Source organism: Salegentibacter profundi (genome assembly GCF_054121475.1).
The window spans coordinates 110,063-131,963 of sequence record NZ_JBSYGG010000007.1; the positions used below are offsets into that span (position 1 = coordinate 110,063).

At 42.0% G+C, this 21,901-nt stretch carries 24 protein-coding genes; 14 read left to right on the forward strand and 10 right to left on the reverse strand.

The annotated features are described in order from the left end of the window. Positions 1-64 precede the first annotated feature (64 nt). The 9 genes from ACW6NC_RS10695 (at position 65) to ACW6NC_RS10735 (ending at position 9,094) form a co-directional block, all read left to right on the forward strand. A complete protein-coding gene (locus tag ACW6NC_RS10695; protein ID WP_457865930.1) occupies positions 65-826 on the forward strand; it encodes a Rossmann-like and DUF2520 domain-containing protein in 762 nt (253 codons plus the stop codon). After that, a complete protein-coding gene (locus ACW6NC_RS10700) occupies positions 810-1,319 on the forward strand; it encodes a KdsC family phosphatase (RefSeq protein ID WP_457865931.1) in 510 nt (169 codons plus the stop codon). The genes ACW6NC_RS10695 and ACW6NC_RS10700 overlap by 17 nt, the downstream gene beginning before the upstream one ends. Continuing rightward, positions 1,320-1,646, forward strand: a complete 327-nt coding sequence (locus ACW6NC_RS10705) for a DMT family transporter (protein WP_457865933.1) — start codon at positions 1,320-1,322, stop codon at positions 1,644-1,646. It abuts the gene before it with no gap. Further along, positions 1,646-2,566 carry a geranylgeranylglycerol-phosphate geranylgeranyltransferase gene (locus ACW6NC_RS10710; protein ID WP_457865935.1) on the forward strand — a complete coding sequence of 307 codons (921 nt, stop codon included), beginning with the start codon at positions 1,646-1,648 and terminating at the stop codon, positions 2,564-2,566. The genes ACW6NC_RS10705 and ACW6NC_RS10710 overlap by 1 nt, the downstream gene beginning before the upstream one ends. Before the next feature lie 3 nt (positions 2,567-2,569). Beyond that, entirely contained in the window at positions 2,570-3,160 is a 591-nt protein-coding gene (locus tag ACW6NC_RS10715) for a Maf-like protein (protein ID WP_457865937.1), read from the forward strand. A gap of 60 nt (positions 3,161-3,220) precedes the next feature. Next, positions 3,221-3,760, forward strand: a complete 540-nt coding sequence (locus ACW6NC_RS10720; protein WP_457865938.1) for a mechanosensitive ion channel domain-containing protein — start codon at positions 3,221-3,223, stop codon at positions 3,758-3,760. Positions 3,761-3,834: 74 nt separating this feature from the next. Then, a complete protein-coding gene (locus tag ACW6NC_RS10725; RefSeq protein ID WP_457865940.1) occupies positions 3,835-6,321 on the forward strand; it encodes a PIG-L family deacetylase in 2,487 nt (828 codons plus the stop codon). 105 nt (positions 6,322-6,426) lie between these two features. Beyond that, on the forward strand, positions 6,427-8,133 hold the full coding sequence (locus tag ACW6NC_RS10730) for a sodium:solute symporter (RefSeq protein WP_457865942.1): 1,707 nt from the start codon (positions 6,427-6,429) through the stop codon (positions 8,131-8,133). After that, complete coding sequence (locus ACW6NC_RS10735; RefSeq protein ID WP_457865944.1) at positions 8,126-9,094, forward strand: Gfo/Idh/MocA family protein; 969 nt, start codon at positions 8,126-8,128, stop codon at positions 9,092-9,094. The genes ACW6NC_RS10730 and ACW6NC_RS10735 overlap by 8 nt, the downstream gene beginning before the upstream one ends. A 75-nt stretch (positions 9,095-9,169) precedes the next feature. Here ACW6NC_RS10735 and trxB read toward each other — a convergent pair whose 3' ends face one another. After that, a complete protein-coding gene (gene trxB, locus ACW6NC_RS10740) occupies positions 9,170-10,162 on the reverse strand; it encodes a thioredoxin-disulfide reductase (protein ID WP_457865946.1) in 993 nt (330 codons plus the stop codon). Between the two features lie 174 nt (positions 10,163-10,336). Here trxB and ACW6NC_RS10745 point away from each other — a divergent pair, with 174 nt between their 5' ends. After that, positions 10,337-10,960, forward strand: coding sequence for a trimeric intracellular cation channel family protein (locus tag ACW6NC_RS10745; RefSeq protein ID WP_457865948.1), 624 nt, complete (start codon positions 10,337-10,339; stop codon positions 10,958-10,960). A 54-nt stretch (positions 10,961-11,014) separates the two neighbouring features. Here the strand turns inward: ACW6NC_RS10745 and ACW6NC_RS10750 are convergent, their stop codons facing one another. The 6 genes from ACW6NC_RS10750 to ACW6NC_RS10775 all read right to left on the reverse strand — a co-directional run bounded on the left by ACW6NC_RS10750 (position 11,015) and on the right by ACW6NC_RS10775 (position 16,049). Then, a complete protein-coding gene (locus tag ACW6NC_RS10750; protein ID WP_457865950.1) occupies positions 11,015-11,428 on the reverse strand; it encodes a DUF6691 family protein in 414 nt (137 codons plus the stop codon). 9 nt (positions 11,429-11,437) lie between these two features. Continuing rightward, the gene (locus tag ACW6NC_RS10755) at positions 11,438-11,995 is read right to left on the reverse strand and encodes a YeeE/YedE family protein (protein WP_457865952.1); all 558 of its coding nucleotides are present in this window, start codon (positions 11,993-11,995) and stop codon (positions 11,438-11,440) included. 114 nt (positions 11,996-12,109) lie between these two features. Then, positions 12,110-13,009, reverse strand: coding sequence for an NAD(P)-dependent oxidoreductase (locus ACW6NC_RS10760; protein WP_457865953.1), 900 nt, complete (start codon positions 13,007-13,009; stop codon positions 12,110-12,112). An 11-nt stretch (positions 13,010-13,020) separates the two neighbouring features. Beyond that, complete coding sequence (locus ACW6NC_RS10765; RefSeq protein WP_457865954.1) at positions 13,021-13,164, reverse strand: hypothetical protein; 144 nt, start codon at positions 13,162-13,164, stop codon at positions 13,021-13,023. Positions 13,165-13,199: 35 nt separating this feature from the next. Beyond that, positions 13,200-14,741, reverse strand: coding sequence for an acyl-CoA carboxylase subunit beta (locus tag ACW6NC_RS10770; RefSeq protein ID WP_457865956.1), 1,542 nt, complete (start codon positions 14,739-14,741; stop codon positions 13,200-13,202). A 159-nt stretch (positions 14,742-14,900) separates the two neighbouring features. Further along, positions 14,901-16,049 carry a cysteine desulfurase family protein gene (locus ACW6NC_RS10775; protein WP_457865957.1) on the reverse strand — a complete coding sequence of 383 codons (1,149 nt, stop codon included), beginning with the start codon at positions 16,047-16,049 and terminating at the stop codon, positions 14,901-14,903. A 90-nt stretch (positions 16,050-16,139) separates the two neighbouring features. Between ACW6NC_RS10775 and ACW6NC_RS10780 the strand changes: the two genes are divergently transcribed. Beyond that, positions 16,140-17,138, forward strand: coding sequence for a hypothetical protein (locus tag ACW6NC_RS10780; RefSeq protein ID WP_457865959.1), 999 nt, complete (start codon positions 16,140-16,142; stop codon positions 17,136-17,138). Here the strand turns inward: ACW6NC_RS10780 and ACW6NC_RS10785 are convergent, their stop codons facing one another. Continuing rightward, complete coding sequence (locus ACW6NC_RS10785) at positions 17,139-17,693, reverse strand: Smr/MutS family protein (RefSeq protein ID WP_457865961.1); 555 nt, start codon at positions 17,691-17,693, stop codon at positions 17,139-17,141. Next, positions 17,693-17,896 (reverse strand): hypothetical protein, encoded by a 204-nt coding sequence (locus ACW6NC_RS10790; protein WP_457865963.1) that lies wholly within the window; start codon positions 17,894-17,896, stop codon positions 17,693-17,695. Before ACW6NC_RS10790 ends, ACW6NC_RS10785 begins: the two co-directional genes overlap by 1 nt. A gap of 348 nt (positions 17,897-18,244) precedes the next feature. Here ACW6NC_RS10790 and ACW6NC_RS10795 point away from each other — a divergent pair, with 348 nt between their 5' ends. Together ACW6NC_RS10795 and ACW6NC_RS10800 are read left to right on the forward strand one after the other, a co-directional pair. After that, a complete protein-coding gene (locus ACW6NC_RS10795) occupies positions 18,245-18,526 on the forward strand; it encodes a DUF2752 domain-containing protein (protein ID WP_457866019.1) in 282 nt (93 codons plus the stop codon). Between the two features lie 9 nt (positions 18,527-18,535). Beyond that, entirely contained in the window at positions 18,536-18,859 is a 324-nt protein-coding gene (locus ACW6NC_RS10800; protein ID WP_457865964.1) for a CCC motif membrane protein, read from the forward strand. A 220-nt stretch (positions 18,860-19,079) separates the two neighbouring features. Here ACW6NC_RS10800 and rocD read toward each other — a convergent pair whose 3' ends face one another. Next, positions 19,080-20,324: an ornithine--oxo-acid transaminase gene (gene rocD / locus ACW6NC_RS10805; protein ID WP_457865965.1), complete on the reverse strand. Its 1,245-nt coding sequence runs from the start codon at positions 20,322-20,324 to the stop codon at positions 19,080-19,082. 165 nt (positions 20,325-20,489) lie between these two features. Here rocD and rlmD point away from each other — a divergent pair, with 165 nt between their 5' ends. Further along, a complete protein-coding gene (gene rlmD, locus ACW6NC_RS10810) occupies positions 20,490-21,899 on the forward strand; it encodes a 23S rRNA (uracil(1939)-C(5))-methyltransferase RlmD (protein WP_457865966.1) in 1,410 nt (469 codons plus the stop codon). The last annotated feature ends 2 nt before the right edge of the window (positions 21,900-21,901 follow it).

A 21,901-nucleotide genomic window follows, 5' to 3' on the forward strand; every position in this document is an offset into this window, starting at 1 on the left:
GCAGATTAAAATCTATTCAATCTCCCACCTTTAAATCCAGACAAATTTTTAATAATTTAGCCAAATGATCAACCTTGTGATTTTAGGAGCCGGCAATGTGGCTTTTCATCTGGCAAAAGCTTTTTCCAAGACTGGGAAGATAAAGCTTCAGCAGGTTTATAATCACAGGCCTGAGAGCTTGGTTGACCTTAAAGATTTTGCTCCAACTACCACTTCCCTAGACCAACTGGATAAGGCGGATGTCTATCTGATCGCTCTTAAGGATGATATTATTTCTGAAATTGCGGCTTTACTTAAAGATAATGGCGCTATGGTTTTGCATACCTCCGGAAGTGTACCCTTAAAAGCACTGGATAAATTCAAAAATCGCGGTGTTTTTTATCCGGTACAGACTTTCTCGAAGAAAAAGGGAGTCGATTTCAGGGAAATTCCAATAGGCCTCGAAGCCAATAACAGCGAAAATCTTAGCCTATTAAAAGAAATTGCCAGGGAAATTTCCACGAAGATTTTTGAAATAGATTCCGAGCAACGAAAAGCCTTGCACCTGGCTGCGGTGTACGTGAATAACTTCACGAATCATCTATATGCGCTGGGGGCCGAAATTTGCAAGGAAAATGGAATTTCCTTTGAAATACTCAAGCCCCTTATCAGGGAAACTGTGGATAAACTTGAGAATCTGACCCCCCTGGAATCTCAAACTGGCCCCGCTCTAAGAAACGACAAGCAGACAATATCCAGTCATTTGGGAATGCTGGATCCCAAACGACAGGAACTCTATAAATTATTAACTCAATCTATCCAGGAATTCTATGGAAAAGAATTATAAAGAACACCTTAATGACATTACTACTTTTGTATTTGACGTAGATGGGGTGTTAACCGATGGAAGCATTCAAATAAGCACCAAAGGGGAACTCCTTCGCACCATGAATATGAAAGACGGCTTTGCTCTGAAGGCTGCTCATCAGGCTGGTTATACAGTTTGCATTATATCCGGAGGTAAGAATGAAGGCGTTAGAAGTCGATTGCGCGGTCTCGGACTTACTGACATTTACCTGGGCATCCAGGACAAAGTAACGCAAATGGATGAATTCTTCGATCTTTACGAAATAAGCCCTGAAGAGGTCCTCTATATGGGTGACGATATTCCGGACTACTACGCGATGCAAAAGATCGGGCTTCCCTGCTGCCCCCAGGATGCGGTAGCAGAAATCAAAAACATCTCCAAATACGTATCCCATAGAAAGGGAGGCAAAGGTTGTGTGCGCGATATTATCGAACAAGTGATGAAGGTTCAGGGCAAATGGATAGAAGACTAAATGAACTGGGTAATTCTACTGATCGCTGGATTATTTGAAGTCGGGTTTGCTTTTTGCCTGGGAAAGGCCAAATTCAGCAATGGCAGTGCGGCAACCTGGTGGATGATCGGGTTTTTGATCTGTCTGTTTTTAAGCATGTTTTTGCTTTATAAAGCAACCCAAACCTTACCTATCGGCACCGCCTATGCTGTTTGGACGGGAATAGGAGCTGTAGGCACAGTCATCCTGGGAATCCTGGTCTTTAAAGAACCTGTTCATTTCTGGCGTATTTTTTTCCTAAGCACCCTGATTATTTCTTTGGTAGGGCTAAAAGCAGTTACGAAATAATGAAGCTAATTAAATTTTTAAAACTCATACGTTTTGGAAACCTTCTCTTTGTGGCTGTTTGCCTAATACTAATCCGGTATGCTTTCTTTAAAAGTACTTCGGCAGCTGTTGCCCTTAGTGATTTCGGTTATGCCCTGCTGATTTTAGCCAATCTGTGCCTGGCCGCCGCAGGTTATATCATCAACGACATCTATGATGTGACTTCAGACAGGATCAATAAGCCTAAGAAGCTTTACATCGGAAATGGAGTATCTGAAAAGGCAGGATTTAACTGGTTTATTAGCCTCAATGTCATTGGAGTGGGCATTGGTTTTTACCTGGCCAACGTAATCGGTCTACCCGCCTTCTCTGCCTTGTTTATTTTTAGTTCTGCCCTACTTTATATCTATTCCACCTATCTTAAAAATGTTCCTTTAGCAGGAAATATAGCGGTGAGCTTTTTAGTGGCTGGGGTTGCCGCCCTTCCAGGGATTTTCGATCTCCTTCCGGCCATCAATGCGGTCAACAGGGAACACCAGGCGATGTATTTTGCAATTTTACTGGATTATTCCTTTTTCGGTTTTTTCATCAATTTGTTAAGGGAAATGGTTAAGGATCAGGAAGACCTCAAAGGAGATTATAATTCCGGCGGAAAGACCCTTCCCATCATTTTGGGTACTGCCCGGACCAATAAGGTAATCTTTGCCATTGGCCTTATCCCCTTAATTGCCATACTCTATTATTTGTATTCATATCTATTTGAAAATACCACCGCTGTTTTGTATGTCTTGATTCTCATTCTCGCTCCATTGTTGTTTTTTATGGTCCAGATCTGGAGTGCTTCGGAAAAAAAAGACTTTACCAGGTTAAGCCTAATCCTTAAAATAATCTTATTTTTCGGATTAATATCTATCGGTTTTCATCAAATATTACTACGATAATTTATGTTGAAAAATTTTCTAAAGGACAAAGAGATCATCCTTGCTTCAGGATCACCCCGGAGACAACAATTTTTCAGGGAGTTAGGCATACCATTTAGCATTGATGTACGGCCTGTTAAAGAGGTGTATCCCCCCTCGCTGGAGAATGAGGAAATCACTGATTTTCTTGCAGCCCTCAAAGCTGAAGCCTTCCAAAAAGAAATAAAATCACACCAGATCCTCATTACCAGTGATACTATTGTTTGCCATAAAGGGAAAGCCCTGGGTAAACCCAGTTCCCCGGAGGAAGCTAAAGCTATGCTAAGCGATCTCTCTGGTCACTCCCACCATGTAATCACCTCGGTTTGTTTTACCACCTCCAAAAAGCAACATACTGTAAATGCAAAAACCAAAGTAACTTTTAAAGACCTCACCAGAGAGGAGATCGATTATTATGTGGATCAATTCAAACCATTCGATAAAGCAGGAGGATATGCCATCCAGGAATGGATAGGTCTTATAGGAATTACACATATTGAGGGTAGCTATTTTAACGTGGTGGGTCTTCCTACACACCTGGTTTACGACACGCTCCTGGATATTGGGAGATTTTGAATTAAAAAACTGATTTACAATATTTTGAAACATATTATTTAATCCAAATAATTAACTTAAATGTACGAGATCCTCAGCTCATATCGCAACGAAATCGCATATACACTTATTACCATAATCGTACTGCTTTTTATTCAGTTCATTCTTAGAAAGGCGGCCCACCGCGTAGGACAAAGAGGAGAAATACATATTACCCGTACCAGGCTGATGTTTCAGTATATAAACATCCTTATCCTTCTGATCGCAGCTTTTTTGCTTTCACTGGCCTGGGGTGTAGGCCTTGCCGAACTATCCCTGGTTTTTTCTTCTGTTTTTGCTGTACTCGGAGTGGCATTATTCGCCATTTGGTCTATTCTAAGTAATATTACCTCGGGAATTATTTTGTTTTTTAGTTTTCCCTACAAAATAGGTGACAAAATAAAGATCCATGATAAGGATTTACCTATTGAAGCAATTATTGAAGACATAAAGGCTTTCCATTTGCATTTAAGGACTTTAGAAGGTGAGCTAATCACCTATCCTAACAATTTAATTCTTCAAAAAGCAGTTTCATTGATAGAAAAAGACGGGTATGGCGATGAAGGAAAAGAGGCGCTTTAAATGTTAAAGCGCAAGGCACTACCGTCAGAGCCGCTAAAGTTATTATATTTGAGAAAGACATAATTTTAGATTACATGCCAAAAATCTTAAGCCTTTTTCTGTTTTTAGTGCTGGGATATGCCCAGGCACAAAAACCCGAGAAACTGAATGCTTCAGAAATTCATCAGGAAATTAAGAAGTTAAATTTTCTGGGTTCCGTCTTATATGTCGGAGCTCATCCAGATGATGAAAACACCAGACTTATTTCCTATTTTTCCAACAAACGCCATGCTCGGGTAGCCTATCTTTCTTTAACTCGAGGTGATGGAGGACAAAATCTCATCGGCCCGGAACTACGAGAGCAACTCGGATTAATACGCACCCAGGAATTACTGGCTGCCCGGAAAATTGATGGAGGCCAGCAGATTTTTACCCGTGCTAACGACTTCGGCTATTCAAAAAATCCGGAAGAAACCCTGCAAATCTGGGATAAAGAAAAAGTTTTAAGTGATGTGGTACTGGCTATAAGGAAATTCAAACCCGATGTAATCATAAATCGCTTTGACCACCGTTCCCCGGGCAGTACTCATGGCCATCATACCTCGTCAGCCATTTTAAGCCTGGAAGCCTTTGAATTGGCAGGTCAACCCACTGCCTTTCCAGAGCAATTGAAATTTACATCCGTTTTTCAACCCCAAAGAGTGTTCTTTAATACTTCCTACTGGTTTTATGGAAGTCGGGAAGCTTTCGAGGAAGCTGATAAATCCGATATGCTTTCTCTCGATGTCGGGGTATATTTCCCTCAACTCGGTCTTTCAAATTCAGAAATTGCGGCAGTAAGCCGCAGTCAGCATCAATCTCAAGGTTTTGGAAGCACAGGAACCCGAGGCCAGAGCAAAGAATACCTGGAACTCATCAAAGGGAGTATGCCGCAAACTGGTGTTTTTGAAGGCATCGATACCAGCTGGAGCAGGATTGATGGCGGAAAAGAAATCGGAAAAATTCTTGCTAAGGTTGAGGCTGAATTTAATTTTAGGGATCCCTCCCAGAGTCTCCCACAACTCTTAGAAGCCTACAAGCTTATCAAAGAGCTCAAAAATGAGCATTGGAGAGAAGTAAAGTCAAGACACATCAAGAAAATTATTCTTGCCTGTTCAGGGCTTTTTCTTGAGGCGGTATCGGCAAGCCCTTCCGCCACCAAAGGAGAGGAAGTTCAGCTTAACCTGGAAGCCATCAATCGCAGCGATTTTCCAATCAAGCTTAACTCCGTAGTCTTAAGTCCTAATAATTCCAGCATCCCGGTTAATACGACCATGGATAACAACCACTCCTGGAAAGAAGAGCTTTTATTGAGACTTCCCGAATCGACAGAAATAACCAATCCTTACTGGCTCAGGGAAGACCCCACTATCGGAATGTACAAAGTACCCAATCCTGAGCTTATAGGACTTCCGGAAACCCCTGACCAAATCCAGGTCCATTTCATAATGAACTTTGATGGCACAGAAATTCCTATCGAAAGACCGGTTATATATAAATTTAATGATGCTGTCCTTGGAGAAACTTACCGGCCTTTTGTGATCATACCTGAGGTTTCTGTTTCTTTTGAGAAGGATGTAGAGGTATTTGAAAGTGCGGAACCCCGTTCTGTTTCCGTAGTGGTAGAAGCCGGAAAGGATAGCCTCAGTGGAATCCTGAGCCTAGAAGCTGGAAATAACTGGAAAGTCCTTCCTGAGGAAACTTCTTATTCCATCAATCAAAAAGGAGGTACTGCCATTCGTACCTTTAAGATTATTCCACCAAAAGGCCAGGATGAGACCTACCTCATGCCCATTACCAAAATTGGAGACAGGGAATATTCCGATAAATTAACTCAAATAGATTATAAGCATATTCCTCTTCAAAGCCTTTTGATGCCTGCTAAGTTAAAGGCAGTGCGCATTGAGATTGAGAAAAAGGGAGAACACATTGGCTACATTGAAGGTGCCGGAGATGCGGTAGCTCAAAGCCTCGAACAAATCGGGTATCGGGTGGAGCAGCTGCAACCAGGCGAAATCTCCTCGAAATCCCTTAAGAAATACGATGCTGTAGTAACCGGGATAAGAGCTTATAATGTGGTCGAAGAACTCAGGTTTGGACAAAAATCCCTCCTGGAATACGTTAAAAATGGCGGAACCCTTATTGTTCAATATAATACTAGCCGTGGACTGAAAGTAGATAACCCAGCGCCTTTCCCACTCCAGATTTCACGTGACCGGGTCACCGATGAAAAAGCACAGGTTAAATTTGTCAGCAAAAACCATCCGGTTTTAAATTTTCCTAATAAGATTACGGAAAATGATTTTAAAAACTGGGTACAGGAGCGCGGTCTTTATTTTCCGGACCAGTGGAGTAAAGATTTCACACCCATCCTCTCCCTAGCTGACCAAGGCGAAGAACCAAGTCTGGGTAGTTTACTGGTTGCAAAATATGGAGATGGTTATTTTATCTATACCGGTTTAAGTTTTTTCAGACAGTTCCCTGAAGGAGTTCCAGGAGCTTATCGGCTTTTTGCTAATATGGTTTCAATAGGAAAACAATGAATAAACCTGAAAAATACATCTGGAAAAAGTCCTATACCTTGGTACTGATCATTAATGCGATTTACCTGATTCTGTTCTATTTTATAATGAAGACCTTCTCCTGATATGGAAATTATAGATTGGATTGTTCTCTCTGGCACCCTTGCCTTTATAGTGATTTATGGAGTTTTTAAATCGCGAGGCAGTAAGAATGTCCATGATTATATCCGGGGAGGAAATCAGGCCCAATGGTGGACTGTGGGCCTCTCGGTCATGGCAACACAGGCAAGCGCCATTACCTTCCTATCCACCCCTGGACAAGCATTTCATGACGGGATGGGTTTTGTACAGTTCTATTTTGGTCTCCCCATTGCAATGGTGATCATTTGCCTGGTATTTATTCCTATTTATCACCGGTTAAAAGTCTATACAGCCTACGAATACCTTGAAACTCGCTTCGATCGGAAAACCCGAACGCTAACCGCACTTCTTTTTTTAATTCAACGCGGCCTTGCTGCCGGAATCACCATCTTTGCCCCGGCCATTATTCTTTCAGCGGTGTTAGGATGGAACCTTAACGGGCTTACAGTTCTCATCGGGGTACTGGTTATCATTTATACGGTTTCCGGGGGAACAAGGGCGGTTAATGTGACCCAGAAACAACAAATGGCCGTGATCTTTATTGGCATGTTCATTACCTTTTTGCTCATCCTGAATTACCTTCCCGAAGACATCAATTTTAGCAATGCTTTGGAAATTGCAGGGGCCAGCGGAAAAATGGAAGTGCTCGATTTTTCCTTCGACCTGGAAAACCGGTATACAGTATGGACCGGGATTATCGGGGGTACCTTCCTGGCCCTTTCCTATTTTGGAACAGATCAAAGCCAGGTACAACGATATTTAAGCGGAAGATCATTAAGAGAAAGCCAGATGGGAATGATCATGAATGGTTTTTTAAAGGTGCCTATGCAATTCTTCATCCTACTTGTAGGGGTAATGGTCTTTGTGTTTTACCAGTTCAATACGGCGCCCCTTAATTTTAATCCGGCAGCCACCCAAAGTGTTTTAACCTCTGAATATGCTGAGCAATACAGGGAACTGGAAAACACCTATAACCAGATCCAGCAAGACAAACAGCAACTCAGCATGGAATTCGGGGAATCAAAAACCCTCAGTTCCCAGGAGAAAACAAACTTGAAGAAATCGATTACACAGCTCAATCTTGCGGAAGCCAATGCGCGGGAATTAGGTCGTGAATTTATCAAGGCGGGTGACAAGGATGCAGAAACCAATGATAAAGATTACGTATTTATTCACTTTATTCTTAATAACCTGCCGCGAGGCCTTATAGGTCTTTTACTGGCTGTGATTCTATCGGCGGCCATGTCCTCCACAGCATCGGAACTCAATGCTCTGGCATCTACAACGGCCATTGATATTTATCGTCGAGGCATCAAAGCTGACCGCTCTGAGATTCATTTTCTCCATGCCTCCAAATGGTTCACCCTGTTATGGGGCGTAATAGCCATCACCTTTGCAAGCCTTGCCAGTTTATTTGATAACCTAATACAATTGGTCAATATTATCGGTTCCATTTTCTATGGTAACGTACTCGGGATCTTCTTGTTGGCCTTTTTCGTAAAAAAAGTGAGAAGCAATTCTGTTTTTATCGCAGCAATCATTACTCAATTGGTTATAATAGCCCTTTATTTTCTGGATGCCATGCCCTATTTATGGTTAAACCTGGTTGGATGCTTGCTGGTAATGGGACTTGCACTGATCATCGAAATATTTGTTAAAACACCTTTTGAAAAACACGACAACAATGAATAAAACCAAGTGGGGTGTACTCGGCCTGGGGAAAATCGCAGGAAAATTTTGCACCGATTTAAAACACGTTAAAGACGCTGAGCTCTATGCAGTGGCCAGTAGGGACCATCAAAAAGCTAAGGAGTTTGCCATTGCGCACAATGCAACAATGGCATACGGTTCTTATCAACAGATGCTTGAGGATAAGGAAGTGGATGTAGTTTATATTGCCACTCCCCATGTTTTTCATTACCAGCACACCAAGTTATCCTTAAGCTATAAAAAAGCGGTACTCTGCGAGAAACCATTTGCCATTAATAAAGGCCAGGTCCAGGAAATGATCGCTATGGCTAAAAAGGAGAATGTCTTTTTGATGGAAGCCATGTGGACCCAATTTCTCCCCCATTTTGAGGCCTTACTGGAAATCGTTGCATCAAAGAAATATGGGAAGATCCTAGATCTAAAAGCAGATTTTGGGTTTTCCGCAGAATTCGATGAGCACAACAGGCTTTTTAAAAAGGCACTGGGTGGAGGCAGTCTCCTGGATATAGGAATTTATCCTGTTTTCTTAGCCTTAAGTTTATTAGGTGTACCTCAAAAGATATCAGCAAAGGCCAGTATTGGAAGAACAGGAATCGATGAAGATTGCGATATCTATTTAGAATATCCAGAAAAGGTAAAAGCCCGCTTACATAGCAGCGTTATCAACAAAACCCCGACTACTGCGGAAATCGAGTTCGAATCGGCCAAAATCATAGTCAACACGCGTTTTCACGAACCTTCGAGTCTTAAAATCATCACAGATGGTAAGGAAATCATCAGGGAGTTCGAAGTCCTCACCAATGGCTATAATTTTGAAGCTGCTCATGTGCAGGAAATGTTAAAACAAGGACGTATTGAAAGCGATGAAATGAGCTTTGAGAAAAGTCTTCTTTTAATAGACCTGTTAGACAAGGTTAGAGCAGAGATCAAGCTTGAATATTAATTCCAGTTTTTCCCCCTAATTGAAAAGCTTCGGAAATGATTCTCCGAAGCTTTTTTAACTGTATATGTGTGCTCTTTAGGCTTCCACCTTTTTGGTGGTTTTTACCTCTTCTCCTTCTTGGCTTTCTACTTCAGCCAAATACCGTTCGGCATCCAGGGCGGCCATACAGCCTGTTCCTGCAGCCGTTACAGCCTGACGATAAATCTTATCCTGAACATCACCTGAAGCATATACTCCCGGGATATTGGTTTTGGTTGATTTAGCTTGTGTAATTAAATAGCCGGTGTCATCCATGTCAAGTTTCCCTTTAAAAATATCGGTGTTGGGTTTATGTCCAATAGCGATAAACATACCGGTGATCTTTATCTCTTCTTTCTCTCCTGTCTGATTATTGACCATTCTCAAGCCTTCCACAACCTGATCTCCCAGAACCTCATCCACCTCTGTGTGGTACCGAAGATCAATATTCTTTGTACTGGTCACCCGATGTTGCATTGCCTTGGAAGCTCGCATTTGGTCACCTCTTACCAGCATAGTCACTTTATTACAGATATTGGCAAGGTAAGTAGCTTCTTCAGCAGCAGTATCGCCACCTCCAACTATGGCCACATCCTGGCCCTTGTAAAAGAAACCATCGCAAACCGCACAGGCAGAAACTCCACCTCCACGTAATTTTTGCTCACTAGGCAAGCCCAAATATTTGGCGGTGGCACCGGTAGAGATGATCACAGTTTCGGCTTCCACCCAGTTAGCGTTATCTACACAAGCACGGTGAATACCGCCTACTTTATCACTAAATTCTACTTCGGTAACCATTCCTACTCTTACCTGTGTTCCAAATCGTTCCGCTTGTTTTTGCAGGTCAACCATCATTTGCGGTCCATCAATCCCATCAGGGTACCCGGGGAAATTATCTACTTCAGTAGTAGTGGTTAATTGACCGCCTGGCTCCATTCCGGTGTACATTACAGGATTTAAATCAGCACGGGCGGCATATATTGCTGCAGTATATCCTGCAGGACCGGACCCGATGATAAGACATTTTATTCTTTCTATTTTTTCGCTCATTTTTTATAACTATTTATTAGTATTATAAAGGTAGTAACTTTAATTAAAACCTTACTTTATTATTGATTAAGTTTAACTATTTGCCAATAAGCCTGAGGCATTAAAAATCTAAAAAAATTACTGCTTCACAAAATTAATTCTCTAAGCTTCCTTTAAAAACATAACTTTGTCCCAATGGAGCTAAGCATTTTTAATATACTGGACATCCTGGGAACCATGGCCTTTGCAATTTCGGGAGCCTTAGCCGCAATGGACCGCCGTTTGGACCTCTTCGGAATTTTCATCGTTGCTTTTGTTACGGCCAGCGGTGGAGGGACCTTAAGAGATATTCTTATTGGAGATACTCCGGTGAACTGGATGCAAAATACCATTTACATATACCTGATAGGAGCAGTCACGGTGCTGGCTATAATCTTCAGAAACAAGATCAATTACCTTAAAAAGTCCCTTTTCCTCTTCGATACCATCGGCCTTGGTGTTTTTACTATCACTGGGGTCGAAATAGGAATAAGAAACGGGCTTGACCCAATAATTTCTATCGCCCTGGGCGCGATGACCGGAACCTTTGGCGGGGTGCTTCGGGATATTCTCTGTAATGAGATACCTGTGATCTTTAGAAAAGAGATCTATGCTACCGCCTGCATTGTGGGTGGCCTGGTTTTCGTGATCATGCATGCTCTGGGAGCGAATTTAGATGTGATCTATATCACCACCTCCATTATCGTTATTGGGATAAGACTGGTAGTGGTAAAATTCCACATCTCCCTGCCCTATTATTATATCGCTGAAAAACAGTAATTGCCAAAAAAAAATCCCACCTGTATGGGCGGGATCTTCCTTTTATCAAATTCTTTAGTGAGGCAGTTTATTTCTTAAAAGCCCATAAATATAAGTTCCTATCAAGGCTCCCACGAACACCACCAAAATAGGGAGATATCCTGCACCAACAAGGGTAAATATCGGGCCGGGACAAGCACCTGCAAGGGCCCAACCTAGTCCAAAAGCCAATCCGCCATAGGCATAACGACTAAAGCTTTTATCCTTGTCGTTAAATACAATAGGCTTGCCGTCTATTGATTTTAATTTCTTTCTTTTTATAATCTGTACGCCAATAATGCCCAGGATCAGTGCTGATCCGATTATCCCATACATATGAAAAGACTGGAACTGGAACATTTCGTAAATCCTAAACCAGGAAGCGGCTTCAGATTTAAACATAACAATTCCAAAAAACATTCCAATAAGTAAGTATATAATTGATCTCATAATTTCAGTTTAAAAGATTAACGGGAATAACAGGTGAATCATGATTAAGCCTCCAACAAAGAAACCGATCACGGCAATAAGTGAAGGCAACTGCAAGTCACTAAGACCAGAGATTGCATGCCCTGAGGTACAACCTCCACCGTAACGGGCACCAAAACCTATTAGAATTCCACCAATCAACAAAATTACTAGCGCTTTAATTCCACCAATGGCTTCCCAGCTATAAAGTTCGGTAGGCAGATAGGCCTCCCCTGCACTCTCAAATCCAAGATTTTCAAGAATGGCAATAGTATCAGGGTTAATGGCTACAGCAGGATCTTCGGTAAGGAAATTAGCACCAATAAAACCTCCTATAATGGCACCAATGACCACCATCAGATTCCAGCGCTGAGATTTCCAATCGAATTTAAAAAATTCCACTTTCTCTCCTGCCCCGCACATAGAACACATGGTTCTCAGATTGGAGGACATACCGAAGTTTTTTCCCACAAAAAGCAGAATAAACATAATTAACGCGATAAGCGGACCCGCAACATACCAGGGCCAAGGTTCAAAAATCCATTCCATACTGTGTTTTTTAAATTGCTTGCAAATTAAGCCCAATTTAAGGAAGTTTTCAGTAACAAAGGTTACCAAAAGAATTTATGGCCTGCGCTTTCCTTTAAAGTCTCCGCTGACATTTTAACTTTCAGTGAAATTCTTTAGCTTCTCCAACACTTTTTCTGAAAGCCGGTTTCTCGTCTGCCTACTCCATCCTGCACTTTCAGTGTATGCGATAAGGTTTTCCAGTTGAAGACTTCTCTTTGAGAGTCCTGCGCCAGCATCACCGTCAACTATTGTGAAGTTACCTTTGCCCCTTAGCCATTTCTGAAAGGCTTCTTCCTCAAAAGGCAAACCCAGTGAAGTGCTTACCAGTACCTTGCCCTTTCCAAAAATTTCAAACTCCCTCTCATGGAGCAACCTGGTGTTTTTTGGAAGATGAAGAGAAATAATTTCGGTATGTTCCAGGAGTTTATCCAAAGAAAGATAGGAAACGCCCCTGGTTTCCCATTCCTTTTTACGGGTTCTGCTATAATAATAAAGATCAGTTCCGAAAGGAAGTAGGCATTTGGCCAGCATCTGGCCCGTAGTTCCAAGCCCGATAATCCCGATCTTACGCCCGGTTAGCTCCATGGGTATATCCTGCCACTGTTTTTCCCCAAATCCGTGAAGAAGTCTAATCAATTCAGAAATGATAAACTCCACCACTCCAGGATCGCCATAATCAAAAATTCCAGTAACCTCAATCCCGCGTTCCCTTGCAAAATCAACGGCAACATTGGCCGCCTTCGTATCATAAAGGCTGCAGGCCATCCCGATGTATTTCAGATTTTCACACTGCTCAATAATACCCGCAGTGAGCTGAGTTCTCCAGGAAACCAGAACGGCCTGAGCATTACCGATACGCTTTAAAATTTCAGCTTCGGATTCAGGGTAAGCGGTATAATTCTCCACGCTGCTCTCACTGTATTTCTGCAATTGTTCAAGAGCGTGGTCATTTAGCTTGGTGTTATCTACACAAACTATTTTATTGAATTTCATCCGGCTAAGGCTTATTCCCAGTCGGGAAGCTCCGTCTCATCAAAAACATGATTTAAAAGCAATTCATCCTCCCGGAGCTTACGCTGTCTGACAAATTCGAGTTCCAGGTCCTTCCGTTCATATTTCAGTTTGGCATCTTGATAATTGTCTTTCATAATTTGAGTTAGTTTAATGGTTGCTAATTTTATTTTTAGAGTGGAATATTACCGTGTTTCCTATCCGGCCTTAATACTTCCTTGTTTTCCAGCATACTGAATCCCTTCAGTAGTTTTCTTCGGGTCTGACCAGGCATTATGACCTCATCTATAAACCCGCGCTGTGCAGCCTCAAAAGGGTTGGCAAATTTTTCAGCATATTCTGCTTCTTTTTCGGCCAATTTAGCTTCCGGGTTGTCAGCCTCCTTAATTTCCTTTCGGAAGATAATCTCACTGGCACCTTTTGCTCCCATTACTGCGATCTCGGCTGTGGGCCAGGCAAAATTCAGATCGGCTCCAATATGCTTGGAGTTCATTACATCATAGGCTCCACCATAGGCTTTTCGCGTGATCAGCGTTACCTTAGGCACGGTCGCCTCACTAAGGGCATAAAGTAATTTTGCACCGTTAAGGATGATACCATTCCATTCCTGGTCTGTTCCGGGGAGGAAACCTGGCACATCGACCAGCACTAATAAAGGAATATTAAAGCAATCGCAAAACCGGGTAAAACGAGCAGCTTTCTTTGAAGAATCCACATCTAACACACCGGCCAGGCTCATAGGCTGATTAGCCACTATTCCAATACTGCGACCACCAAGCCTTGCGAAACCTACAATAATATTATCCGCATAATCTTTATGAATCTCAAAGAAAGTTTCCTTATCGATGATTCCATTTATTACCTCGTGCATATCATAAGGCTTACTGGAACTCTCAGGTACGATATTTTCCAATTCATTCCTTAATTCATCACCGGGAGTAAAAGGGATTTTCTCTGGAGTTTGCTTATTGCTTTGGGGCATATAGCTGATAAGGGTTTTAATATCCTCCAGACATCCAATATCATTAACTGCGGTTCGATGGGTTACACCAGATTTTGTTGCGTGGGTACTGGCCCCTCCCAATTCTTCCGAGGTCACTTCTTCATTAGTGACAGTTTTCACTACATTAGGCCCGGTTACAAACATATAACTGGTATCCTGAACCATAAAAGTGAAATCCGTCATTGCCGGGGAATATACGGCTCCACCGGCGCAAGGTCCCATAATTGCGGATATTTGTGGAATAACCCCAGAAGCTTTTACATTACGGTGAAAAATGTCGGCATAGCCGCCCAGGGACTTCACTCCTTCCTGGATCCGTGCTCCCCCAGAATCATTAAGTCCTATCAAGGGAGCCCCGACCTTCATGGCGAGATCCATTACTTTACAGATCTTTTCCGCATGGGTTTCAGAGAGGGAACCTCCAAATACCGTAAAATCCTGGGCGAAGACATACACCAGGCGGCCACCTATGGTACCATAACCGGTAACCACACCATCCCCGTAATATTTTTCTTTAGCCATTCCAAAATCGGTAGTACGATGCGTTACCAGGATTCCTATTTCCTCAAAGGAGGATTCATCGAGTAGATATTCCAGACGTTCCCGGGCGGTAAGCTTTTTTTTTGAATGTTGGCTCTCGATGCGCTTTTCACCACCGCCCAGATGGGCTTTTTTAATTTTATCGTTAAGCTTTTCAATATTCTGGCTCATACTTTTCAAAGATTGGATTGGTTATCCGCGTGAATTTTGGATTACCAATATTATGTAAATTAAATTATTTAAAAAAAGCTGAACCAGGCTAATATGGGAATCTTAACAAAAAAATCCCGCCTTGGCGGGATTTTTCAATAATATAAGTGAAGATCAGAATTATGATTCAATAAATTCCTTAAGCACCTTCACCACGTAATCCAATTCCTCTTTCGTATTATAATGAGAAAATGAGAAACGGATCGAAGGCTTGCTGAGATCCTCCTGCGAAAGAAAAGCATTAAGCACGTGAGACCCTTTATCGCTTCCACTCTGGCATGCACTGCCTTTGGAACAGGCTATTCCTTTAAGGTCAAGCTGAAAGAGCAACATCAATGCTTTTTGAGGAGGCACGGGAAGACAAACGTTCACTAAGGTATAGGTGCTGGCTTCCGGAGTCTCGCAGTTTCCGTTAAACTTTACTCCTGGAATATCTTCTTTCAACTTTTCTATGAAATACTCTTTGAGTTCTGAAACATAAGCCTTTTCCTCTTCCAGGTTTTCCAGGGAAAGTTTTAGGGCTTCCTCCAGACCCACGATATTGTGCACACCTTCGGTCCCGGCCCGATGTCCACGTTCTTGTTCCCCTCCGAAAATAAGGGGTTTAAGACCGGTATTCTTTCTCACAAAGGCAAATCCAACGCCCTTGGGACCATGAAATTTATGTGCGCTAACGGCTGTAAAATCTACTGGAATCTCACTGAAATCAAGTTCATAATGTCCTACGGATTGTACGGTATCAGAATGGAATAGGGCATTATGGGCATGAGCAATCTTACCCGCCTTTTTAATGTCCATGCGATTTCCAACTTCATTGTTAATATGCATTAGACTGACCAGGGATTTTTTTTCTGAATTTTTAAGGAGTTCCTCCAGTTGGTCAAGATCAGCATTGCCACAGGAATCCAGGTTTAGGTATACCACCTCGATATCATAACACTCCTGAAGCTGATTGATGGTATAAAGTACGGCATGATGTTCTATCCTGGTGGTAATGATGCGCGCTACACCCAGATCCCGAACAGCGGAATTCAAAGCAAGGTTATCAGCTTCAGTACCTCCAGAGGTAAAAACGATTTCAGCGGGTTTGACATTCAGATATTTTGCTACGGTTTTTCTGGCCTGTTCCACAAGGGTTTTAGCAGATCTTCCGAAGCTATGAGTGGATGAAGGATTTCCGTAAACCTCTTTCATTACATCGGTCATTCGGATAATCACTTCCTCACGCATTTGCGTGGTGGCGGCAGAGTCTAAGTATACATTTTTCATGGAAAACAAAATTAAATGAAATAAAAATAATTTTAAGGATGAAGGCCATAAAAATCCATATTTGCGCTATTTTTGTTGAAAAGCGCATTAATGAAAAAGTTTTTTTTAATTTTTCTCATTTTTCTGGGATTGAGTTCTTGTGATAACGGAGACATTATAGTGACGAATTTCGATCTGGAAGATAGCCAATTGAGCCTGTGTGGCCTGGGAGACCAAAAAGTTCTTTACGTGATCAATAATGAGGACGTCAATGAATCGATGTCTCTTCAATTAACCTCCAGGCAATTGGATGAAGACCAAATGTTGCTAAGCCGGAACACAGACCAGCCAATAGAGATAACATTAACAGGCGACAACAAAATGATTTACCGGCTATATGACGGTGAGGTACCGGATGATTATTTCTGTAATGCCGTTCCTTCCAGGGAACCGTCAGTGATAGAGGAATACATCACCACTGAAGGCACCGTGGTAATAAGCACCCGCTTTAATGATATCGGTCCCCAGGATGATGCCGACAGAGATGGGATAAAAAATATCGACGAGTTTATGGATCCTGATCAGGCTCAAAACCCGCAGAGCACTTCTCATGGTGATACCGATGGAGATGGAATCCCCGATTACCTGGATATCGATGACGATGGAGATAATGTGCGCACCAGTACAGAAATAAAGACCGGTGATGGTGACCCCACCGCAGAAGGGTACAGAGATACCGATGAGGACGGCACCCCGAATTACCTGGATCCTGATGATGATGGTGACGGCGCTTTAACCAAATATGAAGTAAGAAGTGATGACCTTCTTAATCCTCAAAGCCTTCAACTGGCCGATAGGCCTAATTACCTGAACCCAGAACTCACTGAGCCCTATAACGAGCATACTGAAGTTATTGACCATAGTATAAACCGCAATTACCGTTCTGATATTGTCATACAGAATTTCAATTTCGTAAAACAAGATGGTAGTGGGGAGGAAATAAGGTTTGACCAGTATAGCCTCGGGTTTTTTAGTGTCACTGGGGTTAGCAATGTGGAAGAACCTGAAGAGGAAACTCCTGACGAGGAAGATGATACCGCCCTTTGGTAATCATCCCTTTAGGTCTTTTTGATAAAAATAAACTTCGGTGGCTCCTTGCCCATATTTCTGGTAATCGGCATCGTAAAATTTTAAGTTATCATAGCGCCCTAGCAGGTAATCCAGTTCAGCTTTGAGCACCCCTTCTCCAACTCCGTGAATAAAGACAAGCTTCTGGATCCTTTTTCTCATTGCAAATTCCAGTTGTCTTTTGGCGGTTTCCATTTGCAGGTTCAGGATATCAAAATTGCTCATTGGCTTATAATTATTCACCAGTTTTTCGATATGAAGATCCACTTCCATCGGCGGTGCATTGCGTTCTTTAGGCTTAACGCGTCTGGTTTTCTGCTTTTTTGAAGGACGCTTTTCCTCCATCAAGCTATTAAAATCCTTATCTACAGGAAGCTCCTCAATAGGCGTATCGATCTTCACCAGTTCGGAAGGAGGAAAATCCATCTCAAAACCTTCGGTTGTTTCAATGGTGACCCAATCCAAATCGGCCCGAATCACTACACCTTCCAGATCGTCATCAAGTGCTGCTACTTTATCTCCAGGTTTAAATTCCATCAGGGTTTATCTTCGCTGTTGTCTTCTTTATGGTCATCCTTGGTTACTACCCAAAAATTCGTTGCTCTAAAGAGACCAAGCATTATAATTACCAGGCCTGCAATCTTGATATATTGGTTAGCATCCTCAGCGGCGATGGCATAAAGTAGTAGCCCCCCGCCCAGGACAATAAGGATAGTATTGATTAATTGTGTATTCTTCATTTCAAAATAAATTTTTGACAAGCCTCCTAATTCCAATTCTAAAGGGAACTTGTAGGTTGACAAAGTTAAGCTAATTATGAAGCTTTTTAAGCTGCTTCACCTGATTTTCTAATTGTATCCTGCTTTGGGGATTACCAATAACTTCTTTTAAAGAGATCCCATTTAAAGGATGCTGGGCTACAGGTTTCCCCGGATGATTTCAATGATTTTTAGCAAAAAGATTTAAGATAACCAACAATATGATTATTTTTATACGAAGGGACTTGTGAAAAAACCATTCATAGGCTTAACACCCTTTCCGTCAAACCTGATAACATCAAATACTGAAGATACCAGATGGAAGAATATATGTTACCGTGTTTAAATAAAAGCCTGTTAGGTATGGAATGCTTTGGTTGCGGAGGACAACGAGCTGCATTTCTTGTTATCCAGGGTAATTTCACGGAAGCCTTTTATATGTATCCGGCCATTTACCCTATTTTACTTCTCCTTGCCTTTTTAGTACTCAACCTTTTTTTTAAGTTCAAGGGTGATTATCAGGTAAAAATTGGCTTGATCATTTTTGCCGGAATAATAATGGCGGTTAATTATGGCTACAAAATGTATGAATTTATTCAACTAACCAATTAATATATTTTTATGGAACGTACACAATTACCCAATTCCACGCTCATCCTAATCTTCGGTATCCTATCTATAATTGGCTGTTGTTGTTATGGAATTTTAGGTGTTATTTTTGGTATCATCGCCCTGGTAATGGCCAAACGAGCCACGGAAATCTATAATGCCAATCCTGAACTCTACACCGGCTATGAAAATGTTAAAACAGGAAGAATATTAGCCATAATAGGACTTGTCTTAAGCGGGCTTAATCTCATCGCTTCTGTTGTCATGCTGTTTATTTACGGAGGAATAGAAGGTTATCAGCAAGCCATGGAGGAAATTATAAGGTCAATGGAATAGGAAACTTTCACCTGAAAAATCCATAGGTCTTGGATTCTGCAACTAAAGCCCGGACTGGATAAACCACAACCTATTCTTTGGTTTTCAAACCTTGATTTATACCTGTTAACGAGTTTATTTACAGTGAATTAAATCAATTTAACTCTTCAATTACTTTAAAATCAAATGCCCTCGATAAGGAGGGCATTTTGTTGAGAATTCTATTTAATCCAATCGGAATTTATTTTTCAAATTCCTTTAGGGTTGTAGTTATGATATCAACACAATCCTTCAGTTGTTCTTCGTTCATCACCAGTGGTGGCGCAAAACGAATAATATTCCCGTGGGTTGGCTTTGCCAGAAGGCCATTTTCTTTCAAGGCCATGCAAATATTCCAGGCGGTATCACCTTCCGGAGCATCATTGATCACTATAGCGTTCAGCAATCCTTTTCCACGAACCAGTGCTACAATCTCAGACTCCCTGATGTAATCATTAAGCAGCCGTCGGAATAAGCCTCCTAGCTTCTCAGCATTTTCTGCCAGGTTTTCCTCCTTGATCACTTCCAGGGCAGCTGTTGCAACAGCGCCTGCCAATGGGTTGCCACCAAAGGTAGAACCATGTTGTCCGGGTTTGATGACCTCCATCACCCTGTCATCGGCTAGTACCGCGGATACAGGATATACTCCTCCCGAAATGGCTTTTCCCAGGATCAGGATATCGGGTTTGACCTCTTCATGATCCACTGCCAGCAATCTACCTGTACGAGCAATCCCTGTTTGCACCTCATCTGCTATAAAAAGGACATTATATTTCTGGCAGATCTCTTTGGCGCGTTTCAAGTAACCTTCTGAGGGCACGTAAACCCCGGCCTCTCCTTGAATGGGCTCCACCATAAATCCTGCTATATTTTTGTTGTTTTTAAGGGTATCTTCCAGGGCTTCTAGGTTATCATAAGGAATCTTTAGAAAACCGGGAGTATAGGGTCCAAAGTTTTTCCGGGCTTCTTCATCGTTTGAAAAAGAGATGATGGTTGTTGTCCTTCCATGGAAATTATTCTCACAAACCACGATCTGGGCTTCGGTTTCTTCCACACCCTTCTTTTCATAGGCCCATTTTCTGGCGATCTTAATTGCGGTTTCAACCGCTTCTGCTCCCGTATTCATGGGAAGCAGCTTATCAAAATTAAAGTATTCCGAGGCAAACTTCTCATAAGGCCCCAGTACATCATTATGAAAGGCACGGGAAGTCAAGGTAAGTTTAGCAGCCTGATTGCAAAGGGCTTCAACAATTTTGGGGTGACAATGCCCTTGATTTACCGCCGAATAAGCCGATAGAAAATCATAGTATTTTTTTCCTTCTACATCCCACACATGTACCCCTTCACCGCGACTTAAGACCACAGGTAATGGATGGTAATTGTGAGCTCCATACTTGTCTTCCAGATTAATAGCTTCCTGTGAAGATGAAATTTTGGTTAATGGCATTTTCAATAATTTTATATTACTTTTCTGCAATTCCTTCTTTAAGCTGAAAATTTCAGATTAGGAGAGAAATCATCCAAAATTTGAATTCCTGCAAATTACTAAATGTTTCCTGAATTTTTCAAAGGCCGGGCTATTAAATCTTAGCATTTATCCTATTTTTGCGCTATGGCAAGAAGGAATAAAAACAAGCTCTTTGAAGCTGTTGAAGTTATCGATGCCGGAGCTAAAGGCAAGAGTATTGCCAAGGCTCCGGACGGAAAAGTGATTTTTATAGACAACGCGGTTCCCGGGGATACCGCCGATGTACAAACCACCAAAAAGCGCCGTGCTTTCTATCAGGGCACCGCAGTGAGATTCCACACCTTATCCGACAAACGCACCGAACCGGTATGCAGGCATTTTGGAGTATGCGGTGGATGCAAGTGGCAGAATATGGAATATAAATACCAGCTGGCCTACAAAGAAAAGGAGGTGGTCAATAACCTTCAACGTTTGGGAAAGATCGAGTTGCCAGAAGTCACCCCTATCCTGGGCAGCAAAGAAATTTATTTCTATCGGAATAAAATGGAGTTTTCTTTCAGTGACAGTAGATGGCTTACCATCGAGGAAATCCAAAGCGGAAAAGATATCAAAGATAAAAACGCTTTAGGCTTTCATATTCCGGGGATGTGGGACAAGATCCTGGATATCGAAAAATGTCATCTCCAGGAGGACCCAAGCAATGCGATCAGAAATTTTGTAAAGGAGTTCGCAACCCAGCACGGTTTGGAGTTTTTCAATACCAGGGAACAAAAAGGGCTACTGCGCACCCTTATGATCCGCACCACTTCTACAAAAGAACTCATGGTCCTTATTCAGTTCTTCAAAGAAGATACCGTAAAGCGTCAATTGCTTTTAGAGGCCATTGCAGAAAAATTTCCCCAGATCACTTCCCTTCAGTATGTGATCAATGGAAAAGGAAATGATACTATTTATGACCAGGAAGTCATATGTTATAAAGGCCGTGGCCATATCTTTGAGGAAATGGAAGGTCTTACATTCAAAATTAACGCCAAGTCCTTTTATCAAACCAACTCCGCCCAGGCTCATGAACTTTACAAAATCACTCGAAATTTTGCCGAATTAACCGGTGAGGAACTAGTATATGATCTTTATACCGGCACGGGTACCATCGCTCAGTTCATAGCCAAAGATGCTAATAAAGTAATTGGGGTGGAAGCGGTTCCAGAGGCTATTGTTGATGCCAGGGAAAATGCAAAGCGCAATGGGATAACCAATACTGAGTTTTTTGTCGGGGATATGAGAAAGGTCTTCACCGAAAGTTTTATCGATAAACACGGACATCCGGACGTTATCATCACAGATCCTCCACGGGACGGGATGCACAAGGATGTAGTGGGCCAAATAATTAGTATCTTGCCCAGACGAATTGTGTATGTAAGTTGCAATTCAGCTACTCAGGCCAGGGATCTGGCTATGCTGGACCAACACTATAAGGTAAGCAAAGTGCAGCCTGTAGATATGTTCCCCCAGACCCATCATGTAGAAAACGTGGTTTGTCTAGAAAGAAGATAAAG

Coding starts and splice junctions, on each gene's coding strand:
- ACW6NC_RS10695 (WP_457865930.1), top strand. CDS start 65: ATGATCAACCTTGTGATTTTAGGAGCCGGCAATGTGGCTTTTCATCTG.
- ACW6NC_RS10700 (WP_457865931.1), top strand. CDS start 810: ATGGAAAAGAATTATAAAGAACACCTTAATGACATTACTACTTTTGTA.
- ACW6NC_RS10705 (WP_457865933.1), top strand. CDS start 1,320: ATGAACTGGGTAATTCTACTGATCGCTGGATTATTTGAAGTCGGGTTT.
- ACW6NC_RS10710 (WP_457865935.1), top strand. CDS start 1,646: ATGAAGCTAATTAAATTTTTAAAACTCATACGTTTTGGAAACCTTCTC.
- ACW6NC_RS10715 (WP_457865937.1), top strand. CDS start 2,570: ATGTTGAAAAATTTTCTAAAGGACAAAGAGATCATCCTTGCTTCAGGA.
- ACW6NC_RS10720 (WP_457865938.1), top strand. CDS start 3,221: ATGTACGAGATCCTCAGCTCATATCGCAACGAAATCGCATATACACTT.
- ACW6NC_RS10725 (WP_457865940.1), top strand. CDS start 3,835: ATGCCAAAAATCTTAAGCCTTTTTCTGTTTTTAGTGCTGGGATATGCC.
- ACW6NC_RS10730 (WP_457865942.1), top strand. CDS start 6,427: ATGGAAATTATAGATTGGATTGTTCTCTCTGGCACCCTTGCCTTTATA.
- ACW6NC_RS10735 (WP_457865944.1), top strand. CDS start 8,126: ATGAATAAAACCAAGTGGGGTGTACTCGGCCTGGGGAAAATCGCAGGA.
- trxB (WP_457865946.1), bottom strand. CDS start 10,162: ATGAGCGAAAAAATAGAAAGAATAAAATGTCTTATCATCGGGTCCGGT.
- ACW6NC_RS10745 (WP_457865948.1), top strand. CDS start 10,337: ATGGAGCTAAGCATTTTTAATATACTGGACATCCTGGGAACCATGGCC.
- ACW6NC_RS10750 (WP_457865950.1), bottom strand. CDS start 11,428: ATGAGATCAATTATATACTTACTTATTGGAATGTTTTTTGGAATTGTT.
- ACW6NC_RS10755 (WP_457865952.1), bottom strand. CDS start 11,995: ATGGAATGGATTTTTGAACCTTGGCCCTGGTATGTTGCGGGTCCGCTT.
- ACW6NC_RS10760 (WP_457865953.1), bottom strand. CDS start 13,009: ATGAAATTCAATAAAATAGTTTGTGTAGATAACACCAAGCTAAATGAC.
- ACW6NC_RS10765 (WP_457865954.1), bottom strand. CDS start 13,164: ATGAAAGACAATTATCAAGATGCCAAACTGAAATATGAACGGAAGGAC.
- ACW6NC_RS10770 (WP_457865956.1), bottom strand. CDS start 14,741: ATGAGCCAGAATATTGAAAAGCTTAACGATAAAATTAAAAAAGCCCAT.
- ACW6NC_RS10775 (WP_457865957.1), bottom strand. CDS start 16,049: ATGAAAAATGTATACTTAGACTCTGCCGCCACCACGCAAATGCGTGAG.
- ACW6NC_RS10780 (WP_457865959.1), top strand. CDS start 16,140: ATGAAAAAGTTTTTTTTAATTTTTCTCATTTTTCTGGGATTGAGTTCT.
- ACW6NC_RS10785 (WP_457865961.1), bottom strand. CDS start 17,693: ATGGAATTTAAACCTGGAGATAAAGTAGCAGCACTTGATGACGATCTG.
- ACW6NC_RS10790 (WP_457865963.1), bottom strand. CDS start 17,896: ATGAAGAATACACAATTAATCAATACTATCCTTATTGTCCTGGGCGGG.
- ACW6NC_RS10795 (WP_457866019.1), top strand. CDS start 18,245: ATGTTACCGTGTTTAAATAAAAGCCTGTTAGGTATGGAATGCTTTGGT.
- ACW6NC_RS10800 (WP_457865964.1), top strand. CDS start 18,536: ATGGAACGTACACAATTACCCAATTCCACGCTCATCCTAATCTTCGGT.
- rocD (WP_457865965.1), bottom strand. CDS start 20,324: ATGCCATTAACCAAAATTTCATCTTCACAGGAAGCTATTAATCTGGAA.
- rlmD (WP_457865966.1), top strand. CDS start 20,490: ATGGCAAGAAGGAATAAAAACAAGCTCTTTGAAGCTGTTGAAGTTATC.